The following is a 20,755-nucleotide window of genomic DNA, read 5'->3' as shown; positions in this document are numbered from 1 at the left end:
GCGATGACACTCGACAGACGGACATTTCTGGGAACCGCAGGGGTACTTGCTGCCGGGCTGTCGGCCCCGATGGTGCTGGCGCAGGGCAAGCCCCGTGTCGTGGTGATCGGGGGCGGGGCAGGCGGCGCAACCGCGGCGCGCTATATCGCCAAAGACAGCAAGGGTGAGATTGATGTCATTCTGATCGAGCCGTCCAAAACATATTACACCTGTTTTTTCTCGAACCTGTATCTGGGCGGGTTTCAAGAGCTTTCGGACATTGCGCACAGCTATGGCACGCTTGCCGCAAAATACGGTATCAACGTGGTTCACGATTGGGCCGTGGGTGTCGACCGCGACGCCAAAACTGTCTCATTGGCGGGTGGCGGATCTATTCCTTATGACAAATTGATCCTGAGCCCGGGTATCGACTTTGTCGATGGCGCGGTCGAGGGGTGGGATGTAACTGCACAGAACAAGATGCCGCATGCGTATAAGGCGGGCTCTCAAACCGAGCTGTTGAAGGCGCAGGTTATGGCGATGCCCGAGGGTGGAACCTTTGCGATGGTCGCACCTCCGAACCCGTACCGTTGCCCGCCCGGACCTTATGAGCGGGTTTCGATGGTTGCGCATGTGCTGAAGGCGAACAATCCGACAGCGAAAATCATCATTGCTGATCCGAAGGCCAAATTCTCCAAGATGTCTTTGTTCCAGGAAGGTTGGGCCGACCATTACGAAGGCATGATCGACTGGATCGGAGAGGATTTTGGCGGCGGCAATGTATCGGTCAATCCGGATGCCATGACGGTGACCATCGACGGTGAAGAAACCAAGGTCGACGTCTGCAACGTGATCCCGGCCATGAAAGCCGGGCGCATTGCGGAAATGGCCGGTGTAACCGATGGCACCTGGGCACCGGTGAACGCGGTGGACATGTCATCGAAAGCTGACCCTGACATCTATGTTCTTGGTGATGCCAGCCAGCAAGGCGACATGCCGAAATCCGGTTTTTCGGCCAACAGCCAGGCGAAAGTCTGTGCCAATGCGGTTCGTGGCGCATTGACCGGATCAAAGATCTTCCCGGCCAAGTTTTCGAACACGTGCTGGTCTCTCATTGATACGGATGACGGGGTCAAGGTCGGTGCGACTTATGAGGCGACGTCTGAAAAAATTGCCAAGGTGGACGGCTTTATTAGCCAGACCGGCGAGGATTCCGACCTGAGAAAAGCAACCTACCAAGAGTCGCTGGGTTGGTATGCCGGCATCACATCGGACATGTTCGGTTAAGAAACGCCAAGGCTTTGACCGGTGTCAAAGCCTTGGCGGTGAAATCTGAAGAAATGTGGTTCAGGAGGAGGAACATCATCATGAAACACTTTATCGCATCAGCCGCACTTTCAGTTGCATTGGCAAACCCGGTTATTGCTGAGGAGGTCATTGCCGTTCCCTTTGATGGGAGCTTTGATGATGCAACCTTTGCCGTTGAATCAGCAATTGTTGGGCAGGGGCTGGTTATCGATTATGTGAGCCATGTTGGTGAGATGCTGAACCGGACGGGGGCGGATGTCGGCAGTGACAAGCAAATCTTCACAGCCGCTGAGATATTTATCTTTTGTTCCGCAAAGCTCTCGCGCGAGATGATGGAGGCCGACCCGATGAATATCGGCTATTGCCCCTACGGGATCTTCGTGGCCGAGGACGAAGGCGGTGTCAAAGTGGGCTACCGAAGCTATCCTGACGGACCGATGGAGAAAGTCGAAGCCCTGTTGGCCGGTATCGTAGAAGAAGCCGTTGGAAACTGACATGGACTACCAACAGTATTTTCGTGACCAGTTGAGGCAATTGCAGGACGAAGGAAATTACCGGGTCTTCGCCGAGCTTGAGCGTCATTGCGGAGCATTTCCAACTGCACACAACCACGCAGAAAACGGACCTGAGAAAGTCACAGTCTGGTGCTCGAACGATTATCTGGGAATGGGTCAGCATCCAAAGGTTCTGGCAGCCATGCACCGGGCGATTGATAGCTGCGGCGCAGGGGCTGGCGGGACCCGGAATATTTCGGGGACCACGCATGAACATGTTCTGCTTGAGCGCGAGCTTGCAGATCTGCATGGCAAGGAAGCAGCGCTGCTATTCACGTCCGGGTATGTTTCAAATTGGGCTGCTTTGGGAACTCTGGCCTCTCGAATTCCCGGTATCACGGTTCTGTCCGACGAATTGAACCACGCATCGATGATCGAGGGTATCCGCCACAGTCGTTGCGCAAAGCGGGTCTGGAAGCATAACGATTTGAAGGACCTTGAACGACATCTCATGGACCTGCCGTCCAACGCGCCAAAACTGATCGCGTTTGAAAGTGTTTATTCGATGGATGGCGATATAGCACCAATCGCCGAAATCTGCGATCTGGCGGATCGGTACGGCGCGATGACCTATCTGGACGAGGTTCATGCAGTAGGGCTGTATGGGCCGCGTGGTGGTGGCATCGCCGAACGCGAAGGGGTGATGGATCGCCTGACGGTCATCGAAGGCACGTTGGGCAAAGCGTTCGGCGTGGTTGGTGGATACATCGCGGCGTCAAAGGAACTTGTCGACTTTGTCCGTTCTTTTGCCAGCGGATTTATCTTTACCACCGCATTGCCCCCGGCCGTCGCCGCTGGTGCCGCAGCATCCGTACGGCACCTCAAACAAAGCAATGAGGAGAGGTTTCTGCATCAGCAACGCGTATTCGAGGTTCGAGGCCGGCTGGACGCTTTGGGCATTCCGCACACGCCCAACCCAAGCCACATAATCCCGGTCATGGTCGGCGATCCGGTTAAGTGCCGCTTTATCTCGGATGTCTTGATGCGCGACTACGGGATTTATATCCAGCCGATAAACTATCCCACTGTCCCAAAAGGCACCGAACGTCTTCGGATTACGCCTTCACCTGTACATTCGTCAGAAGATGTAACCCTGTTGGTCGAGGCATTGGGTGCGTTGTGGACACAGTGCCAGCTTGCGCGCAAACCGATGGCCGCACAGTGAGAACTTGACGGAAGGCAAAGACGGACACGTAAAGAGGTGAGAGTTTTTGTCTATGGAACGCCTCATCGATCTGCTGGGAGATTCGGGCACATTGGCTGTCGCCGGTTTGCTTGTTGGCATCCTGTTCGGAGTTACCGCTCAGAAATCTCATTTCTGCTTGCGGGCATCCACTGTTGAAGTCGCCGAGGGCGAACTTGGGCCCCGTCTGGCCGTCTGGCTGATCGCATTCACGTCGGCGTTGATGCTGGTACAGGGGTTCGTCTCGATTGAATGGCTGGATTTGTCCGGGGCGCGTTCAATTGCGTCAACAGGCAGCCTGAGTGGGGCGGTGATCGGCGGTCTGATGTTTGGCGCCGGAATGATTTTGGCGCGCGGATGCGCGTCGCGCCTGTTGGTGCTGGCCTCATGCGGCAATCTGCGGGCAATGGTGACAGGGTTGGTTCTGACGTTGGTCGCGCAAGCGGCTTACACGGGTGTGCTCAGCCCCGCGCGCGAGGCGCTGTCCGGTATTTGGACGATCACAGGTGGCAATGCGCGCGACCTTTCGGCACTACTTGGGTTTTCACCCATAGCGTACACAGTCTTTGCCGCAGGGACCTTTGTTCTGGCCGTCGTGTTTGCAGTGCGCCAGCAGGTGACAGTGACAAAGATTGTCACGGCCGCCGGAGTTGGTGTCGCCGTGGCGCTTGGCTGGTTGATGACATTTGCGATTGCACAAGCCTCCTTCGAAGTCGTGCCGGTGTCTTCGGTCACGTTCACCGGCCCGGCAACGGATACATTGATGGCGCTGGTGGCCGAGCGGAACATTGCGCTGTCCTTTGGCATTGGTCTGGTTCCGGGCGTTGCAATTGGCGCCGCTGTTTCTGCAGTTCTTTCCGGCGAATGGAAAATCGAACAGTTCGGCCCGGATACTCCGATGGAGCGTTACCTTGTCGGGGCTGTCTTGATGGGATTTGGTGCGATGTTGGCAGGTGGCTGCGCCGTTGGTGCCGGATTGTCCGGGGGATCGGCCTTGTCGCTGACTGCGTGGCTTGCCGTCTTCTCGATGTGGGTTGGGGCCGTCGCCACCCATCGGATGATGATGCGAATGCCCGTTCTTCGGCGGTCCTGACTTATTCGAATTCCATCTGTTCGTAGACCCGACCCGCGTTTTTCGTGGCCAATTCTTCGAACGTGTCCAAATGGGCATAAGGGCTTTGGTCGACGTAATAGGCCTCGGCCAGATCCCCGCCTGCATCCATATGTTCCTGGATCATTGCGCGCAGGTAGACAAGATAGTCGCGTGTATACCGGCGCACCTGATCCATGTTCGTAGGATGACCGTGCCCGGGGATCACATATGTGGCTTCCAGTGCCTCGAACTCATTGTCCCAGGTCTCAAGCCAATCTGCGGTGTAGGTGTCCTGAAAGATCGGCAGCATACGTTCGTGAAATGCCATGTCACCGGCGATGACAAGGCTTTGATTGGGCAACCAGATCGAAATGTCGCCGGGGCTGTGCGCAGGTCCAAGATGTTTGGCCTCCATGCGAAAATCGCCGAGTTCGACAACGTATTCATCGTCAAACGTTTCTGTCGGACCGGCCAAAAACGTTCCTTTTGCCTTGTCCTTGTTATATGCCTGCATCCCTTCAAGGATTTGTGGCCCATATTCTTCGAATTCAGCCGCAGCATCTGAATGAGCGACGATGGGCACCCCAAGTTCCGACCAGTAGGCATTCCCCAGCATAGCGTGCCCCTGACCGTTTTCGTTGAAGACAAGCTTCACGGGCTGATCCGTGAGCGCTTGAATCTCCTTATGAAGCGCTTCGGCAAGCACATAGGCCGCGCCACCGTTGATGACGACAACACCCTCTCCGGTCACGATGAAGCTGAGGTTATTGTTGTGGCCCGAATTCTCATAAGTCGGGGGTGCGGTTGCACCGATGGCGGAAAAGACGCCGGGAATAAATTCGACAGGTTTCGAGTAAAGAACGCTCTGCGGGTACTGGTCTGCAATATCCTCACTGGCCCAGGTTTGCGTGGCCAGGGTACAGGCAATCAACAAAGCGCGCATCATGCAGGCTCTCCAATAAATCGATAGGTCGAACCGGCCTTTTCGACACGGCCAAATCCGCCATTTGGCAGATGGAATCCAATAATATTCATTTGGGCATGAGAAATCTGATCCAGCAGCGATTTCCGTGCACTTGCCGCGGCGTCGGGGTCCTGATCCGTACCGCTGCGCCAATCCGGACGCTCGAACGCGACGTGCGGATTGCCGAGCGCATCGCCCACGACCATCACCGCGTCACTGCCTTTGCGAATCTCGAAGGCCATATGTCCGGGCGTGTGCCCGAAACTAGCGCGTGCTGCGATACCGGGAAGGATTTCCTGCCCATCATCAAAAAACGCAACCATGCCTTCGATGGCTTCCATGCGCCGCTTTGCGCCCACCGCGAAGGCCGTGCGGTCGGCCCCTATCTTTTCCACGGTTGCGGGGTTCCACCAATAGTCCCATTCCGTGCGGCCAAGATGAAATCTGGCATTGGGAAAGAGGGGATCTCCGAAGTCGTCCAGCACACCCCAGATGTGATCTGGATGTGCATGGGTGAAGATCACCTGCGTGACCTCATCCGGAGACAACCCGACGGCGTCCAAAGTTTCCGGAAGTTTGCCAGCGGTTTGCATGAAGTCGGGCCCGGCTCCAACATCGAACAGTATGGTATTCTGGTCATCGCGGTAGAGCACAATGTTGCACTCGGGCTCGTATCTGGTCAGATTTACCTGATAGCGGTTCAGAAGTTCTGTCAGCTCTGCCTCGGGCATTGCGCCAAAGACCATTTCGGGCGGCAACGACAGATACCCATCTGTCAAAGTCGAAATCCTTGCCGATTGGCCAAGTGTCATTTCCGCAATCGCAAAGCTGGGTCGCAGGCAGAGCGCCAGACATGCGCCCTGAGACAGGAAGGTGCGCCGGGAGAAATGTGGGTCTCTGCTCATACATAATCATTAAGATGAATGTTTTTATTTGTAAATGATGAATGGCCCGGACGGTACATTATCTCTGGGCTTTCCACCACTATAATTGTGACGTCACCCAGCCAGTGCATGCGGCAGGTGTTCAACCAGAGCCCGTTGCACGACCGCAAATCTTGGCGTGTGTGCGATTTCCTCTAGCGTCGCGACCCAAAGTGGAACCTCGATTCCGGGATCAATGTCGTTCAACCTGTGAAGCCGGGGATCAGCGTCGCCAATAAAAGCAGGTAAGAAAGCTCGCCCCACACCGGATGCAACCATCTGCTGAAGCACCAGAAAACTGTCTGCTCCGTTTGTCATGTCATCGGCGCGAACATGTTCAGCCAACCATTTGGCCGGAAGTGAACGGCTGAGAGCCCCATCAAGCCGCATCCATTTTTGGTCACGGGTACCGTCACTGTAAACCCCAAAGAACAACGTTCCTGCGCGCTCTCCGGTCAACCCTTCACCAAGTTGAACTGAAGGGCGGACAACTATATCCGCAGTTAACCTGGTCAGATCATGGTGACTGTTACCGCTGAGGATCGTCAGTTCGAGGCTCGGATAGAGGGCGGAAATTGAGTTTAGTATCTGTGGCAGGACAAACTGGCAAAGGCTGTCCGTGGACGCGATACGCACAAGACCCGCAGGCGAACGATTTGCGCCCACAACGGCGCGTTCTACCGAAAGCACGGCGTCTTCAACGCTTTCCATGGCGGACAGAATTGTTCTGGCTTCGGGAAGTACTGAATACCCTGACGGGTCTTTCCGAAAAACAACACAGCCATATCGGTGTTCGAAGGCGGCAACTCTGCGCAGGACGGTTGCATGTGCAACGCCCAGGGCTGTCGCCGCCGCATTCAACGAGCCGTGTTTGCTGACGGCGAGGGCATACCGAATATCGTCCCAATTGTCGTTGTTCATAAATGAACAGGAGAGGCCGAATAACAAACAATTACAAGAAAAATCGTTCAAGCTATCATATGGCACATTAAACAGGGAGCCACACCATGATTAAGAAGTCTTCGATCTTTGCGGCAGGTCTTTTGTCCTTGGCCGTAGTTGGAACTGCAATTGCTCAGGATAGCGAAAACCCGGCTGTAAAAGCGCGGACTTCGATTATGCAGCTTTACGCTTTCAACCTTGGAACGCTGGGCGCCATGGCCAAGGGAGAGGCAGAATATGATGCCGAAGCGGCTACACGGGCCGCAAATAATATTGTTGTCGTGTCGCAGATCGACCAGTCTGCGATGTGGCCAGCCGGATCGGATAATGTGTCAGACCCGTCTACCCGTGCCTTGCCTGCAATTTGGGAAAACTTCGCAGATGTTGGGGCCAAAGGGCAGGCACTGGCCGACGCCGCTGTTGCGATGCAGGCTGCGGCAGGTCAGGACGTTGAAGCCCTGAAAGGGGCGATGGGTCAGCTTGGCGGAACCTGCTCTGCCTGTCACAAAGCTTACAGAGCACCGGAAAATTAAAGGAGAATTGATCAGTGCGGCGCATTCTACTTTTCGCCGTTCTGGTCATGCTTATGGTCGGGTTGGCCGGTTTGCTGTTGACCCGACCGCAAAGGGTTGATCCAGCCCGGTTGGCGGGTCTGACCCCCGACGTGACCAGAGGGGCGTCTGTCTTCTATTCAGCAGGATGCGCCTCATGCCACTCGGCCCCGGATGCCAGCGAGGAAGGAAAGCTTATTCTTTCCGGCGGGCGGCGGTTCGAAACGGATTTTGGTACGTTTGTAGCTCCAAACATCTCCAGTGATCCAGACGCCGGAATTGGATCATGGTCCGCGCTGGATCTGGCCAATGCCCTGAAACACGGAACAGGCCCCAAGGGACAGCATTATTACCCGGCCTTCCCCTATACGTCTTATGCCAAGATGACGGTCGAGGATGTTGCGGCGCTTCATGCGTTTTTGAACACCCTGCCTGCGTCTGACGCGGCAAATATCCCGCATGACATTGGGTTCCCTTTCAATATCCGGCGCGGGCTGGGGTTGTGGAAACTTCTGTTTTCAGACTCGGGCTGGGTGGTTGAAGGTGATCTGACCGACCAGCAAATCCGAGGCCGGTATTTGGTGGAAGCTTTGGGGCACTGCGCAGAATGCCATACACCACGAAACGGACTGGGAGGGTTGAAGCGGGGTCTATGGCTGACCGGAGCGCCAAATCCGAATGGAAAGGGGCGCATCCCCGGTTTGACCACCGCCCAGCTTGACTGGTCCGAGGCTGACATCGCTGAATATCTGAAATCCGGTTTCACACCGGATTATGACAGCGCTGGTGGCGAAATGGTCGAAGTCATCGAGAACACCTCGAAACTAAGCGATGAAGACCGATTGGCCATTGCTGCTTACCTGAAATCCGTTCCCGTTCAGTGAATTGACTAATGGTTGCAGAAACTCAGGATTTTGTCAGCGCAGGTCTTATGACGCTGGTTCAAACCAGCACGTCTACGTTGCTCAGATCTCTGGCAATGCGGATCAGCGGGCATTGTTTTCCTATGGTTAAGCGCCCCGCGTCGGATAATCCCATTACTTCGGCGGGTATACGCGTCGCGGATGCCAATGCGACTTCCAGCGGCACTTCGGCTTGCGTGGTCAGAACACGCAGCGCTGTGGTCAAATCTAGATCAGCCCCTGCCAAAGTACCATCGGCCAGTGTCAAACGCCCGTCTTTGCGGGAAATGCGGCGGCCTTCCAGTTCGAACATGCGCTGGTCCGTGCCAGCCGGCGCCATCGCATCGCTGACCAGAAATATCCGGCCTGGGCCCCGCTTGGCGGCCCAGGCTGTGCGCATGGCTTCAGGGTGAACGTGAATACCGTCGGCGATTAGCCCGGCGTTTAATCGACCCGCGGCCAGAACCGCCCCGACAAGCCCGGGAGATCGATTGCCCAGTTGACTCATGGCGTTGAACAGATGCGTGACGCAGGACGCACCGGCCTCGGCATAAGACAGGCAGGTATCATAATCCGCATCACTGTGGCCCAGCGAAACAACGGCACCTGCTGAGACCAGCGCTTTCACCTGCGCAATTGACACGTTTTCTGGCGCAACCGTCAGCATCAATGCGGGTAGCGCTTGTGCTGCCGCGACAAGCGTTGTCAGGTCCTCGTCATCCATGGGGCGGATCAGGGCTGCATCATGGGCACCTTTCCGAGCCACCGAAAGATGTGGTCCCTCAAGATGCAGGCCAGCGATCCCCGCAATACCCGCAGCTACCGCCGCCTTGGCCGCTTCGATGGCGGCGCGGGTCTTGGCTGCGGTATCCGTGATCAGGGTGGGAAGGATCGAGGTTGCCCCAAGCGTCCGGTGCGCCTTGGCGATGCGTGCCAGTGTATCGACAGACGGGGCGGCGTTGAACATCACTCCGCCACCGCCATTCACTTGCAGGTCAACATAGCCGGGGGCCAGAATATCGCCTTGCAGATCGACAAGCTTGCCAGCGCTTGTCTTCACGTCAACGCCAATATCGGTGATGCGGCCAGCCTCCAGCCGCAGCGCGGCACCGTCATGCAAACTGGTGCCGTCATAAACAAGCCCGCCGTGGTAGATGGTCGCCTGGCCGCTCATACCGTTTCCGTCACTTTCCGCAGGTGACGTGGCGCATCCGGGTTGATCCCGCGCTGTACTGCGACCTGCTCGACCATTGAATAAAAGGACACGATAGCTGCCACCGGGTCCGTCAGCCAATGATCCGTGCGGACATGAGGCAGCACCTCGGCCTTTGTGACCATTGGGCTGGTGGCAAATACCTGTGCCCCTTTGGCCGCGAGCGTGTCGGCAACCTCGGCCAACAGCGGCTCTGCGGGATCATTGGCGGCAAAGGCAATAACCGGAAATCCGCCTTCCACGATCGAGACAGGGCCATGCAGCACCTCGGCCGAGGAATAACTTTCGGCATGGATCTGGCAGGTTTCCTTGAATTTCAGCGCGGCCTCGTTCGAGATCGCTACGCTTGGTCCGCGACCAAGCGTATAAAGCGAGCTTTGGGTGACGGCAGCCGCCGCTTTGCCCCAGTCACACCGTGTGGCGGCATCAAGGTGCTTTGGCAGGCCACGCAGCGCAGCCAGAAGATCTTTGTCGCCTTTCAGTTCCGCCAGTAGCCAAAGCCCGGCAACCAGCGAGGTCACGAATGTCTTTGTCGCCGCTACACTAAGCTCGGGGCCTGCGTGCAGCGGCAAAGCCGCCTCAGCCGCCAGTGCAAGGGGGGAAGATGGGTCATTTGTGATTGCTACGGTGCTGGCCCCGGCCTTTCGGGCATTTTTCGTAAGCTGCACGATATCCGGGCTTTTTCCTGATTGTGAAACAGAAAGGCAAAGCGCCCCGGCCACATGCAGGTCAGCGCCATACACTGACGCGACCGATGGGCCGACGGATGCCATAGGCAAGCCAAGAAGCAATTCGCTTGCGTATTTCAGAAAAGTACAGGCGTGGTCGGAAGAGCCGCGCGCCGCCGAAATCATGAACTTCAGCCCGCCGTTCCGGGCGACGTCCGCGGCTGTGCTCAGGGCATCTCCGCCATTGCTGAGCAATCGCTCGACGGCAACAGGGATCTCTTCGATTTCCTGACGCATCAGGGTCGTTTTCGGGGTCATCGGGGCAGCCTTTCCATCAGAATCGCAGATCATGGAGTAAGTCGCAGCTCAGCCACAAAGTCATAGGCATCGCCGCGATAGTTGGATTTTGTGAACTCGGCGACGCGCCCGCCTTCCAGATGGGAAATCCGCTGGATGCTTAACCCCGCCGCGCCTTCGGCGACACCAAGCAGAGCTGCATCTTCAGCCTCAAGATTAACGGCGGAAATCTTCTGGATGGCGCGAACAGGTCGGCAGCCGTTTTCTTCCAGAAGATCATAGAGTGAGTCGCGCACGGCAAGCGGGTTTGGCAGAATGTCCAATGGCAACGAGGCACGTTCGACTGCCATGGGGCGCCCGCCAGCCTCTCGCAGGCGGCAAATGCGGGCCACCTGTCCGTCAGCGGGCAGCCCGAGCACCGCCGTTTCCTCGGGTGATGGTAGAAAAACGCCCCGTTCCAACCACTTGGAGGTTGATTCCATACCGCGCAGGCGCATGTCCTCACTGAAAGACGTCAGATGCGAAAGCGATTGTTCCAATTTCGGCGCGGCGTTCCGTACGAAAGACCCGGAACCCTGCCGCTGTACGATTGCGCCCTGTTTCACCAGTTCCTGAATGGCCTTGCGCACGGTGACCCTGGACAGGCCGGTGATCTCGGCGATCTCGCGCTCGGGCGGTAATGAGGAATTCGGGGGAAGGACTCCAGCGTCGATGCCTTCTTCCAGCCGCTGGCGCAGCCGGACATAGCGCGGCCCGCCGCCGTTCTCGAGCCAGTCGTCAGAAGCCAGAAAAGATGCCGCGTTCATGCCGAATGCTCCACTTGGAAAGCCCGGGCCAACGCGATGGCCCCGTCGATAGGCGCACCATTGGGCTCTGTTACTGCGCCACGCGCACGATCCGGCAGATACGCCTCATAGTGAGGGCCAATACCCCCGGTCAGGCATAATGGCATGGCCGGGGTCCAGCCCATTGCTTCCAGTGCTTGCAAAAGATGCGCAGCACCTTCGTGCATAAGCGAAACCGCCCGTTCGTCCCCTGACCTCGCTGCCGCTGTCACCTGTCGCGCGATCTGGCCGAATTCATGTGGTCGTGCCGCGGCCGCGAAAGCGACAATACCGCTTGTACTGCCAAATGCGTTCAGCAAGCCCTCAGTCAGGTTGGATTTTGGCACCAGCCCGTCCCATGCATCCAGCGTAACGGAAAGCGCTCTGCGCCCAATCCACTGAGCAGAGGCCTCATCCCCCAGAACAGAGCCCCAGCCACCGGCAAAGCGTCGGCCGGCTTGCGATTGCAGGGCCAGAAACGAACCCGTTCCGCAATGGGCGATTGCACCGTCGGTTGCTTGATGCGCACCCGCCAGCGCAGGGTGGCGATCATCCTCGACCAGTATACTGTCCAACGGCAAATCCGCCGCCACCCGCTGGGCGATCTGATCACCTGTAACTCCCGCAAGTCCAAAATACGCCGGTATCGGCTTCAGGGTCTCGGGCTGAACACTGAGCTTGGTCGCAAGCATCTTCAGGCCGTCTTTCAGCCGTACAATCGCGCCGTCATAATCGCTGGCGACGTTGGCGGGGCCAACCTCGACCACCAGTCGCTGCTGGCCATCGTCATAGGCGATCCGACAGTTCGTTCCGCCGCCGTCTGCTGCGATGATAGGGTTGTTTTTCGAACTAAGCATGATGATACCTATATAATGCCTATGTTGAACTGTAAATGCCAAAGTAAATCCAATAAGGGCGGAAAGATCGAAAATACGTTGAATTATAAGGCCAATAGCGGCTGAAAAAAAATTAGTGGACAAATGGTATTGTATAGGTATGCTTTCTGGCAACGAGGAGAAACACGTGCTGCCACACATCACCGAACAACTCCACCCGGACGCATACGATTTGGGTAACCGACCGCTGGAAGAGGCGGCGCTGGCCCTGTCCAGGGGTCAGCAGGAAGCGGCCGGTGCCCCGCAGGGTGCCCTGCGTGCGATTTGCGACGGTGCCGACGCCATGGCCCGCAGTCTGGCATCAGGTGGTTCATTGTATTACGCGGCGGCGGGGTCTTCGGGGCTGATGGCTGCGGCTGATGCAATGGAACTGGGCGGTACTTTCGGCATCGACGAAAACCAAGTCCATATCCTGATGGCCGGAGGGTTGCCGCAATCCGCGCATATGCCCGGTGGAACCGAGGATGACACCGACGGGCTGGTCGAAGGGCTGGCCGGGCTTATGCGCAGCGACACGGTCATTGCTGTCTCTGCCAGTGGCACCACCCCCTATACACTTGAGGCCGCGCGACTTGCGCGTGCTGCGGGTGCCAGCACGATCGGGATAGCCAACAACCCGGGCAGCCCGCTGTTGGCGCAATGCGATCACGCGATTCTGCTTGCCACCCCGCCTGAACTGATTTCAGGCTCAACCCGAATGGGCGCCGGTACAGCCCAGAAAATCGCGCTGAACATGCTGTCCAGCCTTATGGCAATCAAGTTGGGTCATGTTCACGAGGGCATGATGGTCAACCTGCGAGCAGACAACGCAAAGCTGCGGGCGCGTGCGACCGGCATCGTCGCCCGGATCGCCGGAGTTGATGCAGGCACCGCCCAAAACGCCTTGGCTGAAGCGCAAGGAGACACCAAATCCGCCATTCTCATCGCCGCTCGCGGCGTTTCACTGGCGGCAGCCAATGTGCGCCTGAAAGAAACGGGCGGAGTTCTGAGCGCGGCACTGACACCTGATAAATAACTGCAAACCAAATGGGAGAGTACAATGAAACGTAATAGCCTGAAACTGGCCTTGCTTGGTGGGACGCTGTTAGCCTCTGCCGCCTATGCCGAGGACGTCACGCTGACTATCGAAAGCTGGCGTAACGATGACCTGACACTGTGGCAGGACCAGATCATCCCGGCCTTTGAAGCAAAGCATCCTGGCATCAAAGTCCAGTTCACGCCGTCTGCCCCGGCAGAATACAACGCGGTTTTGAACTCGAAACTTGATGCGGGGTCTGCCGGTGACCTGATTACCTGCCGCCCCTTCGATGCTTCGCTGGCGCTTTATGAGGCCGGTCACCTGACCGATCTGTCCTCGGTCGAGGCGATGAACAACTTCTCGGACGTTGCAAAGTCTGCCTGGCAGACGGATGACGGTTCGGCCAGCTTCTGCGTGCCGATGGCATCGGTTATTCACGGCTTCATCTACAACAAGGACGCTTTTGCCGAGTTGGGCCTCGAAGTGCCGACCACAGAAGACGAGTTCTTTGCCGCTTTGGACAAGATCAAGGAAGACGGCACTTACATCCCAATGGCGATGGGTACCAACGACCAATGGGAAGCTGCCACGATGGGTTACAATAACATCGGGCCGAACTACTGGAAGGGTGAAGAAGGTCGTCAGGCGTTGATCGCAGGTGAACAGAAGCTGACCGATGAAGCCTGGACAGCCCCTTATGCAACGCTGGCCCGCTGGGGTGCGTATCTGGGTGACGGGTACGAAGCACAGACCTATCCCGACAGCCAGAACATCTTCACTTTGGGCCGCGCAGCCATCTATCCTGCGGGATCATGGGAGATTTCCGGCTTCAACGCACAAGCCGATTTCGAAATGGGCGCTTTCAAGCCGCCGGTTCAGAACGCAGGTGACACCTGCTATATCTCGGACCACACGGATATTGGCATCGGCATGAACGCGGCCACAAAGAATCCTGAGGCCGCTGAAACATTCCTGACCTGGGTCGCAAGCCCCGAGTTTGCTGAAATCTTCGGCAACGCTCTTCCCGGCTTCTTCCCGCTGTCGAGCACTCCGGTCGAGTTGCAGGACCCGCTGGCCAAGGAAATTGTCGGCTGGCGTGAAGAATGTGAATCGACCATCCGCTCGACCTATCAAATCCTGTCGCGCGGCACACCAAACCTCGAGAACGAGACCTGGGGCGCATCCGTTGCCGCGATCAAAGGTGCCAAGTCGCCTGAAGAGCTGGGTGCAAAACTACAGGCGGGCCTCGCCTCGTGGTATGCACCACATCAGTAAGCTGAACCATACCCGGGCAGCATGAGTTGCCCGGGTACGCCTGGCATTCCATTGAAAGCGCTCCCCATGACCCGCCCCCGCATCCGCTGGCATATCGTCGTGTTTCTGGCACCAGCCGTGCTTGTCTACACAGCGGTGATGATCTTTCCCCTGTTCAACACGCTCCGTCTGGCCCTTTACTCTGAGGTCGACCAGAGCCGCGTTTTTGTTGGACTGCAGAACTTTCAAACGCTGTTTTTCGATCCGATCTGGTCGGAACAGTTCTGGAATGCGCTGGGCAACAATTTCTGGTTCTTTCTGATTCACATGCTGGTGCAGAACCCCATCGGCATCGCGCTGGCAGCGCTGCTCAGCCATCCGCGCCTGCGATTTGCGGTGCTCTATCGGTCGGCGATCTTCATTCCGACAATCCTGAGCTTTGTGATCGTCGGATTTGCATGGAAACTGATCCTGTCGCCCATCTGGGGCATCGCTCCTTCGATGCTGGATGCGGTTGGGTTGAAATCCCTCTTTGCCCCGTGGTTGGGAAAGGAGGAATACGCTTTGACCACTCTGGCGCTGATTTCGGTCTGGCAGTTTGTCGGTATCCCAATGATGCTGATTTACGCGGCCTTGCTATCGATCCCTGAGGAAATCCTGGAAGCCGGGGAAGTGGATGGCATCACCGGTACAAGTGCCTTTTGGAAAATCAAGCTGCCGCTGATCCTGCCCTCGATCGGGATCATCTCAATTCTGACATTTGTCGGCAATTTCAACGCCTTCGATCTGATCTATGCTGCACAGGGCGCTCTGGCGGGGCCTGACTTCTCGACCGATATTCTTGGCACCTTCATGTATCGCACATTCTTTGGCTTCCAGCTGCAATTGGGTGATCCGCATATGGGTTCGGCCATCGCTGGTGCGATGTTTGCAATCATCCTGCTGGGTGTCTGTGTCTACCTTTTCGGCATCCAGACCCGGATGCGCCGGTACCAGCTGTAAGGAGCAGATGACATGAACAAGGCCCGCTCCAACCCGCTAAACACCTTCGCGATGCATGGTGCACTGATCTTCTATACGCTGATCGCACTGTTTCCGGTTTTCGTGATCCTGATCAACAGCTTCAAGACCCGCAAGGCGATCTTTCGCGAACCGCTGGCGCTGCCCGATGCCGACAGTTTTTCGATGATCGGGTATCAGACAGTGATGAAACAGGGGGATTTCTTCCTTTATTTCCAAAACTCTCTGATTGTGACCGTTGCATCCCTGACTTTGGTCCTGCTGTTTGGCGCAATGGCGGCTTATGCGCTGAGTGAGTACCGGTTCAAGGGCAACATGCTTATGGGTCTGTACCTGGCGCTTGGAATCATGATCCCGATCCGCATCGGCACTGTGGCCATCCTGGAAATGATGGTGGCGACCGGGCTGGTGAACACCCTGTGGGCGCTGATCCTTGTCTATACGGCGCAGGGCCTGCCCTTGGCGGTGTTCATCCTCAGTGAGTTCATGAAACAGGTGAGTGACGACCTCAAGAATGCGGGCCGCATTGACGGCCTTAGTGAATACACAATCTTCTTTCGGCTTGTGTTGCCGCTGGTGCGTCCGGCAATGGCAACGGTTGCCGTATTCAACATGATCCCGATCTGGAACGATCTGTGGTTTCCGCTGATCTTGGCCCCCGCGGAAGAGACCAAGACACTGACGCTGGGAAGCCAGGTCTTCATCGGTCAGTTTGTGACAGACTGGAACGCGGTCCTGTCAGCCCTTTCAATGGCGATCCTGCCGGTGCTGATCCTCTATGTGATCTTCTCGCGACAGCTCATTCGCGGCATCACGTCAGGAGCGGTGAAATGACCCGCGTCCTGATCGCAGGCCTTGGGAACATGGGGCTGAGCCATGCGTTGGCACATCTCCATCACCCGGACGCGCAGATTGTCGGGTTGGTGAACCGATCCGGCCGCGTAGATCACCCTGATCTGACGCGCTATCCGGTGTATTCAAGTTTTGAGGCCGCTCTGACCGAAACCAAACCCGATCTGGTTGTGATTGCGACCTACTCGGACAGTCACGCGGATTACGCCTGCGCCGCGATGGAGGCGGGTGCGCATGTGTTTGTCGAAAAACCGCTCGCCACCAACGTTGCCGATGCGCAGCGTGTGGTCGAAACAGCAACGCGGCTAAACCGTAAGCTGGTGGTGGGCTATATCCTGCGCCACCACCCATCCTGGATGCGTCTGATCGCCGAGGCTCGCACTCTGGGTGGCCCCTATGTGTTCCGTCTGAACCTGAATCAACAATCCTCGGGCTCTGAGTGGGAGACGCACAAGGCCCTGATGCAGACCACGTCGCCCATCGTGGATTGCGGTGTGCACTATGTCGATGTGATGTGCCAGATCACCGACGCAAACCCCCTTCGCGTTCATGGCATGGGTCTGCGCCTGTCGGATGAAATCGCGCCTGACATGTACAATTACGGCCAGTTTCAGGTCGTGTTCGACGACGGTTCGGTCGGGTGGTACGAGGCTGGTTGGGGTCCGATGATGTCCGAAACCGCGTTTTTCGTGAAGGACATCGTGTCGCCCAACGGGTCTGTTTCGATTACCGACGGAAACAAGGGCGCGTCAGCGGACATCGATGGTCACACCAAGGTTGGTGGCCTTCTGGTTCACACGCCGCAGGGCGACAGGATTATCGACATGCCTGATGAGCCCGGCCATCAGGAACTGTGCGATGCTGAACAAGCCTATATGCTGCGCGCCATCGCCGAGGATATCGACCTGACCCGCCATATGTCCGACGCCGTACAATCCCTTGCCATCTGCCTGGCCGCTGATCAGAGCATCCGCACTGGCCAACCCGTTTCTCTTGAGGAGACCCGCCAATGACCGCCCTTTCACTGAAAAACATTCACAAATCCTTTGGCAATGTAGAGGTCCTGAAGGACATCAATCTTGAGGTTGAGGACGGCGAGTTTGTGGTTTTTGTCGGTCCCTCCGGATGCGGTAAGTCCACTCTTCTGCGCGTTATTGCAGGGCTTGAAGACGCGACATCGGGTGAGATCAGAATTGCTGGCGAGCAGGTCAATCTGACCCCGCCCTCGAAACGTGGCATCGCCATGGTGTTCCAGAGTTACGCGCTTTATCCGCACCTGAATGTACGCGGCAACCTGACCCTTGCCCTGAAACAGGAACGCCAGCCGAAAGCCGTGATCGACGAGCGGGTCGCGGAGGCGAGCCGGATGCTGGGGTTGGAGCCCTATCTTGACCGCTACCCATCCGAACTGTCGGGGGGGCAGCGCCAGCGTGTTGCCATCGGTCGCGCCATCGTGCGCCAACCCAAGCTGTTCCTGTTCGACGAACCGCTCTCCAATCTTGATGCTGCTTTGCGCATGAACACCCGGATCGAGATCGCAAATCTGCACAGGCAACTCTCGGCCTCGATGATTTATGTCACGCACGATCAGACAGAAGCGATGACACTGGCCGACAAGATTGTGGTGCTGCGCGACGGACGGGTGGAACAGGTCGGCAGCCCGATGGAGCTGTACAACAACCCGGCAAACCGCTTTGTCGCGGGCTTTCTTGGTTCACCGTCCATGAATTTTCTGCCTGCGGACAACCTGACCCCGGGCGATGCGCGCGAACTGGGGTTGCGCCCGGAGGACATCCGCCTGGAAAGCGGCGGACCGATCGCCGGCACCGTTTCGCATGTTGAGCAGTTGGGCGGTGATACCAATGTCATTCTGCAAACCAGCAATGTGCCAATCACGGTCCGATTGTTTGGCCAGCACGCAATTGCCCCAGGTGACGATGTACAATTCGGATTTGATCCCAACCGTGCATATTACTTCGGGAATGACGGGCAGAGATTACAGTAACGATAATTTTCAGCCCGTCTTGCATCAGTTTGTTCCGGTGTGAGCGTGACCCAAAGAGGGCAAGCGCCGGAAAACGTGACTGGTTAACCAAGATTGTGGCGTGTGAACATAAATTGCCCGGATGGTAGGTTCGACCGGAAGTCAGCGGCACGACCGGGCAGCGCCCTGTAGAACTGACGCAAGCCGGGCTCGATGTCTTCAGCCAGATTTTCGCACTGTAGGCACAAGGTCTTGACCAAGCTGTTTGGATGTCGATTTGTGATCGCCAAAATCAGCTCCGCATGTGCAGCCCTGAGATCCTGGAATGCCGCTGTTTGCAACAGGGCCTGATCGCCCACCAAAACAAAGACGGGTTCCGGGTTGGCTTTGCCTTTCAGATCAACATGCCCGGCCTCTAACATGGCCAGCTCCCCATTCGTGATTTCATGGACACCGTTGGAAACGACGATGTCATAGTCGACTGTTCGACAGCATTGTTCGATCCGTGCTGAGACATTCACGACGTCACCGATAACCGTGTAGTTGAACCGTTTCTGCGAGCCGATATTGCCGACGCAGGCCTGCCCGGTGGCAAGCCCCGTTGCCAGCGCGATAGGGGGGCGGTTTCGCATGATGTCGGATTCATTGAACTCTGCCAAAGCTCGCCGCATTTTCAGCGCGGCTAATGAAGCCCGGCACGGGTGGTCAGCGACAGGCAGAGGCGCATTCCAGAACGCCATAACGGCGTCGCCGATAAACTTGTCGATGGTTCCCCGTTCAGCCAGTATCTGATCGCCGATACTGGAAAAAAGCGCATTCAGCAGTGAGACCAGCTCGGTGGCAGATGCGGATTCAGACAGAGGTGTGAAACCCCGGATGTCGGAAAACATCACCGTGATATCCTGCGTCTCTCCTCCCAAATGCAGCTGATGCCCGGTGGCTTCCATCTCATCAAGGATTTCCGGGGCGACGTAATGAGAGAAGACTTTCCGGATTTTGCGCTTTTCCCGTTCGGTAGACAGGAAAAGATATCCTGCCAGCAGCCCGAAATTTGCTATGCCACCGACAAGCGGAAATGTGGCGTCGAACAGTACCGACTGGTTTTGAAAAACCAGCCAACTGATTGTCAGAACGGCAGCGGCGGCGACACCGCCTGCAATGAAAGATGCAACCGCACCGAAACTGGACATGACGGCAATCACGACAAGCCCGAGAAAGGCGAAGGCAAGCATTTCCTGCGCTGCGGTCACGTCCGAGCGACTTAGCATTTCGTTGGTCAACACCTGTTCCAGAACCTGGGCATGAATCGAAACACCGGGAACGCTTTCCCCAAGCGCCGTCTGGTGCATATCGAATAAACCGGCAGCCGACGTTCCGATCAGGATGATCCGCCCCTCAACTTCCGCCCGAACGTCCGCATCATCCGAACCTTTGAGGATATCGTTGGCCGAGATATACAGCTCGGGCGCATCGCGCCGGTATCTCAGCCAAATCTCGCCGTTTTCTGTCGTTGGTATCCGGTATCCCCCGACCTCAACCGCCAACATGATGCCTGTTTCGTCCTGCGCACCTTCGGCTACGATATTGGTTTCACCCAAGGCAACTCTCAGGGCTTCAATTGACAGACCCGGTAACAGCCCATCTGGCCCGCGCCAAAGAACCGGCACGCGGCGCATGATACCGGTTCCGCCGATGGGCGAGACGTTGACCCCACCAATACCTGCCGCAGTCCGGTCCAACGGAGGCGCAATTGGCGTCCAATGAGGAACTGAAATTAGACCCGCGGCGGGATTTTCCCCGAACTCAATGATACCTGCTTTTGCAGTGATGGGGTTTCCTTCAGCAGACAAACGTGCGGCAGTCCCAAGAACGACCGGCCAATAAGCGATTTCCATCCCAAGCAAGACATCATTGTCGAGCTTCCGAGCGTGCCGTTCCACTGTGAGAACCCCTGCCAAAGACGGATCGTTCAAAAGCCGTGAGGGGGAAAACCGGTCAGGCTCAGCGAACAACATATCAAATGCGATGGCCGCAGCGCCATATTCACCCAGATTTTGAACGATCTGCGCCACCAGTGTTCGAGGCCAGGGCCATTGCCCCCAATTGGCCAGAGAGGCCTCGTCAATATCTACAACCCGTATGGGGAGGTCAGGATTGAACTCACGCGGGGATGACCTTTGCAGAACGTCGAAATAGATCAGACGGGTCATTCGCACCGGATAGGGATCCATGACCCGGATGAAACAACCCACAAGGATCAGACACAATCCGACAAGGCGGAACGCCCATTTCCCCGTCCTGGTTTTGCGCTTTTCGTCGCTCACGTCGTT

Annotated in this window: 20 protein-coding genes; 12 read left to right on the top strand and 8 right to left on the bottom strand. The window is 56.9% G+C overall.

The annotated features are described in order from the left end of the window. Positions 1-3: 3 nt before the first annotated feature. The 4 genes from ACR3E2_RS18665 to ACR3E2_RS18650 all read left to right on the top strand — a co-directional run bounded on the left by ACR3E2_RS18665 (position 4) and on the right by ACR3E2_RS18650 (position 4,117). On the top strand, positions 4-1,266 hold the full coding sequence (locus tag ACR3E2_RS18665; protein ID WP_480483431.1) for an FCSD flavin-binding domain-containing protein: 1,263 nt from the start codon (positions 4-6) through the stop codon (positions 1,264-1,266). Positions 1,267-1,346: 80 nt separating this feature from the next. Continuing rightward, a complete protein-coding gene (locus tag ACR3E2_RS18660; protein WP_480483429.1) occupies positions 1,347-1,781 on the top strand; it encodes a DUF302 domain-containing protein in 435 nt (144 codons plus the stop codon). Position 1,782: 1 nt separating this feature from the next. Then, positions 1,783-3,006 (top strand): 5-aminolevulinate synthase, encoded by a 1,224-nt coding sequence (gene hemA / locus ACR3E2_RS18655; RefSeq protein ID WP_480483427.1) that lies wholly within the window; start codon positions 1,783-1,785, stop codon positions 3,004-3,006. 52 nt (positions 3,007-3,058) lie between these two features. Continuing rightward, positions 3,059-4,117, top strand: coding sequence for a YeeE/YedE family protein (locus ACR3E2_RS18650; protein WP_480483425.1), 1,059 nt, complete (start codon positions 3,059-3,061; stop codon positions 4,115-4,117). A gap of 1 nt (position 4,118) precedes the next feature. Here the strand turns inward: ACR3E2_RS18650 and ACR3E2_RS18645 are convergent, their stop codons facing one another. From ACR3E2_RS18645 to ACR3E2_RS18635, 3 genes are all read right to left on the bottom strand, one after another. Further along, positions 4,119-5,063, bottom strand: a complete 945-nt coding sequence (locus tag ACR3E2_RS18645) for an MBL fold metallo-hydrolase (protein ID WP_480483423.1) — start codon at positions 5,061-5,063, stop codon at positions 4,119-4,121. Continuing rightward, positions 5,060-5,986, bottom strand: coding sequence for an MBL fold metallo-hydrolase (locus ACR3E2_RS18640; RefSeq protein ID WP_480483421.1), 927 nt, complete (start codon positions 5,984-5,986; stop codon positions 5,060-5,062). Before ACR3E2_RS18640 ends, ACR3E2_RS18645 begins: the two co-directional genes overlap by 4 nt. Before the next feature lie 93 nt (positions 5,987-6,079). Beyond that, entirely contained in the window at positions 6,080-6,925 is an 846-nt protein-coding gene (locus tag ACR3E2_RS18635) for a LysR family transcriptional regulator (RefSeq protein WP_480483419.1), read from the bottom strand. Between the two features lie 86 nt (positions 6,926-7,011). Between ACR3E2_RS18635 and ACR3E2_RS18630 the strand changes: the two genes are divergently transcribed. Both ACR3E2_RS18630 and ACR3E2_RS18625 read left to right on the top strand, forming a co-directional pair. Further along, positions 7,012-7,479, top strand: a complete 468-nt coding sequence (locus tag ACR3E2_RS18630; RefSeq protein ID WP_480483417.1) for a c-type cytochrome — start codon at positions 7,012-7,014, stop codon at positions 7,477-7,479. A 14-nt stretch (positions 7,480-7,493) separates the two neighbouring features. Next, positions 7,494-8,381 carry a c-type cytochrome gene (locus tag ACR3E2_RS18625; RefSeq protein ID WP_480483415.1) on the top strand — a complete coding sequence of 296 codons (888 nt, stop codon included), beginning with the start codon at positions 7,494-7,496 and terminating at the stop codon, positions 8,379-8,381. 58 nt (positions 8,382-8,439) lie between these two features. Here the strand turns inward: ACR3E2_RS18625 and nagA are convergent, their stop codons facing one another. Genes nagA through ACR3E2_RS18605 form a run of 4 tightly spaced genes read right to left on the bottom strand, consistent with a single transcriptional unit; the run spans position 8,440 to position 12,258 of the window. Next, entirely contained in the window at positions 8,440-9,573 is a 1,134-nt protein-coding gene (gene nagA / locus ACR3E2_RS18620) for an N-acetylglucosamine-6-phosphate deacetylase (protein ID WP_480483413.1), read from the bottom strand. Then, positions 9,570-10,598 (bottom strand): SIS domain-containing protein, encoded by a 1,029-nt coding sequence (locus tag ACR3E2_RS18615; protein WP_480483411.1) that lies wholly within the window; start codon positions 10,596-10,598, stop codon positions 9,570-9,572. Before ACR3E2_RS18615 ends, nagA begins: the two co-directional genes overlap by 4 nt. A 29-nt stretch (positions 10,599-10,627) precedes the next feature. Beyond that, complete coding sequence (locus tag ACR3E2_RS18610) at positions 10,628-11,383, bottom strand: GntR family transcriptional regulator (RefSeq protein ID WP_209507520.1); 756 nt, start codon at positions 11,381-11,383, stop codon at positions 10,628-10,630. Further along, on the bottom strand, positions 11,380-12,258 hold the full coding sequence (locus ACR3E2_RS18605; protein WP_480483409.1) for a glucosamine kinase nucleotide-binding domain-containing protein: 879 nt from the start codon (positions 12,256-12,258) through the stop codon (positions 11,380-11,382). The genes ACR3E2_RS18610 and ACR3E2_RS18605 overlap by 4 nt, the downstream gene beginning before the upstream one ends. Positions 12,259-12,424: 166 nt before the next feature. Here ACR3E2_RS18605 and ACR3E2_RS18600 point away from each other — a divergent pair, with 166 nt between their 5' ends. The 6 genes from ACR3E2_RS18600 to ACR3E2_RS18575 all read left to right on the top strand — a co-directional run bounded on the left by ACR3E2_RS18600 (position 12,425) and on the right by ACR3E2_RS18575 (position 18,446). Then, positions 12,425-13,312, top strand: coding sequence for an N-acetylmuramic acid 6-phosphate etherase (locus ACR3E2_RS18600; protein ID WP_480483407.1), 888 nt, complete (start codon positions 12,425-12,427; stop codon positions 13,310-13,312). Between the two features lie 24 nt (positions 13,313-13,336). Then, entirely contained in the window at positions 13,337-14,590 is a 1,254-nt protein-coding gene (locus ACR3E2_RS18595) for an ABC transporter substrate-binding protein (protein WP_480483405.1), read from the top strand. A 66-nt stretch (positions 14,591-14,656) separates the two neighbouring features. Then, positions 14,657-15,571, top strand: a complete 915-nt coding sequence (locus ACR3E2_RS18590; protein ID WP_267366203.1) for a carbohydrate ABC transporter permease — start codon at positions 14,657-14,659, stop codon at positions 15,569-15,571. A 12-nt stretch (positions 15,572-15,583) separates the two neighbouring features. Beyond that, positions 15,584-16,423, top strand: coding sequence for a carbohydrate ABC transporter permease (locus ACR3E2_RS18585; protein WP_267366204.1), 840 nt, complete (start codon positions 15,584-15,586; stop codon positions 16,421-16,423). Further along, a complete protein-coding gene (locus ACR3E2_RS18580; RefSeq protein ID WP_480483403.1) occupies positions 16,420-17,454 on the top strand; it encodes a Gfo/Idh/MocA family protein in 1,035 nt (344 codons plus the stop codon). Before ACR3E2_RS18585 ends, ACR3E2_RS18580 begins: the two co-directional genes overlap by 4 nt. Next, entirely contained in the window at positions 17,451-18,446 is a 996-nt protein-coding gene (locus ACR3E2_RS18575) for an ABC transporter ATP-binding protein (protein ID WP_480483400.1), read from the top strand. Before ACR3E2_RS18580 ends, ACR3E2_RS18575 begins: the two co-directional genes overlap by 4 nt. Positions 18,447-18,529: 83 nt before the next feature. Here ACR3E2_RS18575 and ACR3E2_RS18570 read toward each other — a convergent pair whose 3' ends face one another. Continuing rightward, positions 18,530-20,749: a CHASE2 domain-containing protein gene (locus tag ACR3E2_RS18570; RefSeq protein ID WP_480483398.1), complete on the bottom strand. Its 2,220-nt coding sequence runs from the start codon at positions 20,747-20,749 to the stop codon at positions 18,530-18,532. Positions 20,750-20,755: the final 6 nt, after the last annotated feature.

This window comes from Ruegeria sp. AL7 (assembly GCF_056536105.1).
The sequence above is the reverse complement of the archived record's forward strand: the minus strand, read 5'-3'. Positions and strand labels throughout refer to the sequence as shown.

Bases quoted from the DNA above. Each gene is read 5' to 3' on its own strand.
- ACR3E2_RS18665 (WP_480483431.1), top strand. From the start codon at position 4: ATGACACTCGACAGACGGACATTTCTGGGAACCGCAGGGGTACTTGCT.
- ACR3E2_RS18660 (WP_480483429.1), top strand. From the start codon at position 1,347: ATGAAACACTTTATCGCATCAGCCGCACTTTCAGTTGCATTGGCAAAC.
- hemA (WP_480483427.1), top strand. From the start codon at position 1,783: ATGGACTACCAACAGTATTTTCGTGACCAGTTGAGGCAATTGCAGGAC.
- ACR3E2_RS18650 (WP_480483425.1), top strand. From the start codon at position 3,059: ATGGAACGCCTCATCGATCTGCTGGGAGATTCGGGCACATTGGCTGTC.
- ACR3E2_RS18645 (WP_480483423.1), bottom strand. From the start codon at position 5,063: ATGATGCGCGCTTTGTTGATTGCCTGTACCCTGGCCACGCAAACCTGG.
- ACR3E2_RS18640 (WP_480483421.1), bottom strand. From the start codon at position 5,986: ATGAGCAGAGACCCACATTTCTCCCGGCGCACCTTCCTGTCTCAGGGC.
- ACR3E2_RS18635 (WP_480483419.1), bottom strand. From the start codon at position 6,925: ATGAACAACGACAATTGGGACGATATTCGGTATGCCCTCGCCGTCAGC.
- ACR3E2_RS18630 (WP_480483417.1), top strand. From the start codon at position 7,012: ATGATTAAGAAGTCTTCGATCTTTGCGGCAGGTCTTTTGTCCTTGGCC.
- nagA (WP_480483413.1), bottom strand. From the start codon at position 9,573: ATGAGCGGCCAGGCGACCATCTACCACGGCGGGCTTGTTTATGACGGC.
- ACR3E2_RS18615 (WP_480483411.1), bottom strand. From the start codon at position 10,598: ATGACCCCGAAAACGACCCTGATGCGTCAGGAAATCGAAGAGATCCCT.
- ACR3E2_RS18610 (WP_209507520.1), bottom strand. From the start codon at position 11,383: ATGAACGCGGCATCTTTTCTGGCTTCTGACGACTGGCTCGAGAACGGC.
- ACR3E2_RS18605 (WP_480483409.1), bottom strand. From the start codon at position 12,258: ATGCTTAGTTCGAAAAACAACCCTATCATCGCAGCAGACGGCGGCGGA.
- ACR3E2_RS18595 (WP_480483405.1), top strand. From the start codon at position 13,337: ATGAAACGTAATAGCCTGAAACTGGCCTTGCTTGGTGGGACGCTGTTA.
- ACR3E2_RS18590 (WP_267366203.1), top strand. From the start codon at position 14,657: ATGACCCGCCCCCGCATCCGCTGGCATATCGTCGTGTTTCTGGCACCA.
- ACR3E2_RS18585 (WP_267366204.1), top strand. From the start codon at position 15,584: ATGAACAAGGCCCGCTCCAACCCGCTAAACACCTTCGCGATGCATGGT.
- ACR3E2_RS18580 (WP_480483403.1), top strand. From the start codon at position 16,420: ATGACCCGCGTCCTGATCGCAGGCCTTGGGAACATGGGGCTGAGCCAT.
- ACR3E2_RS18575 (WP_480483400.1), top strand. From the start codon at position 17,451: ATGACCGCCCTTTCACTGAAAAACATTCACAAATCCTTTGGCAATGTA.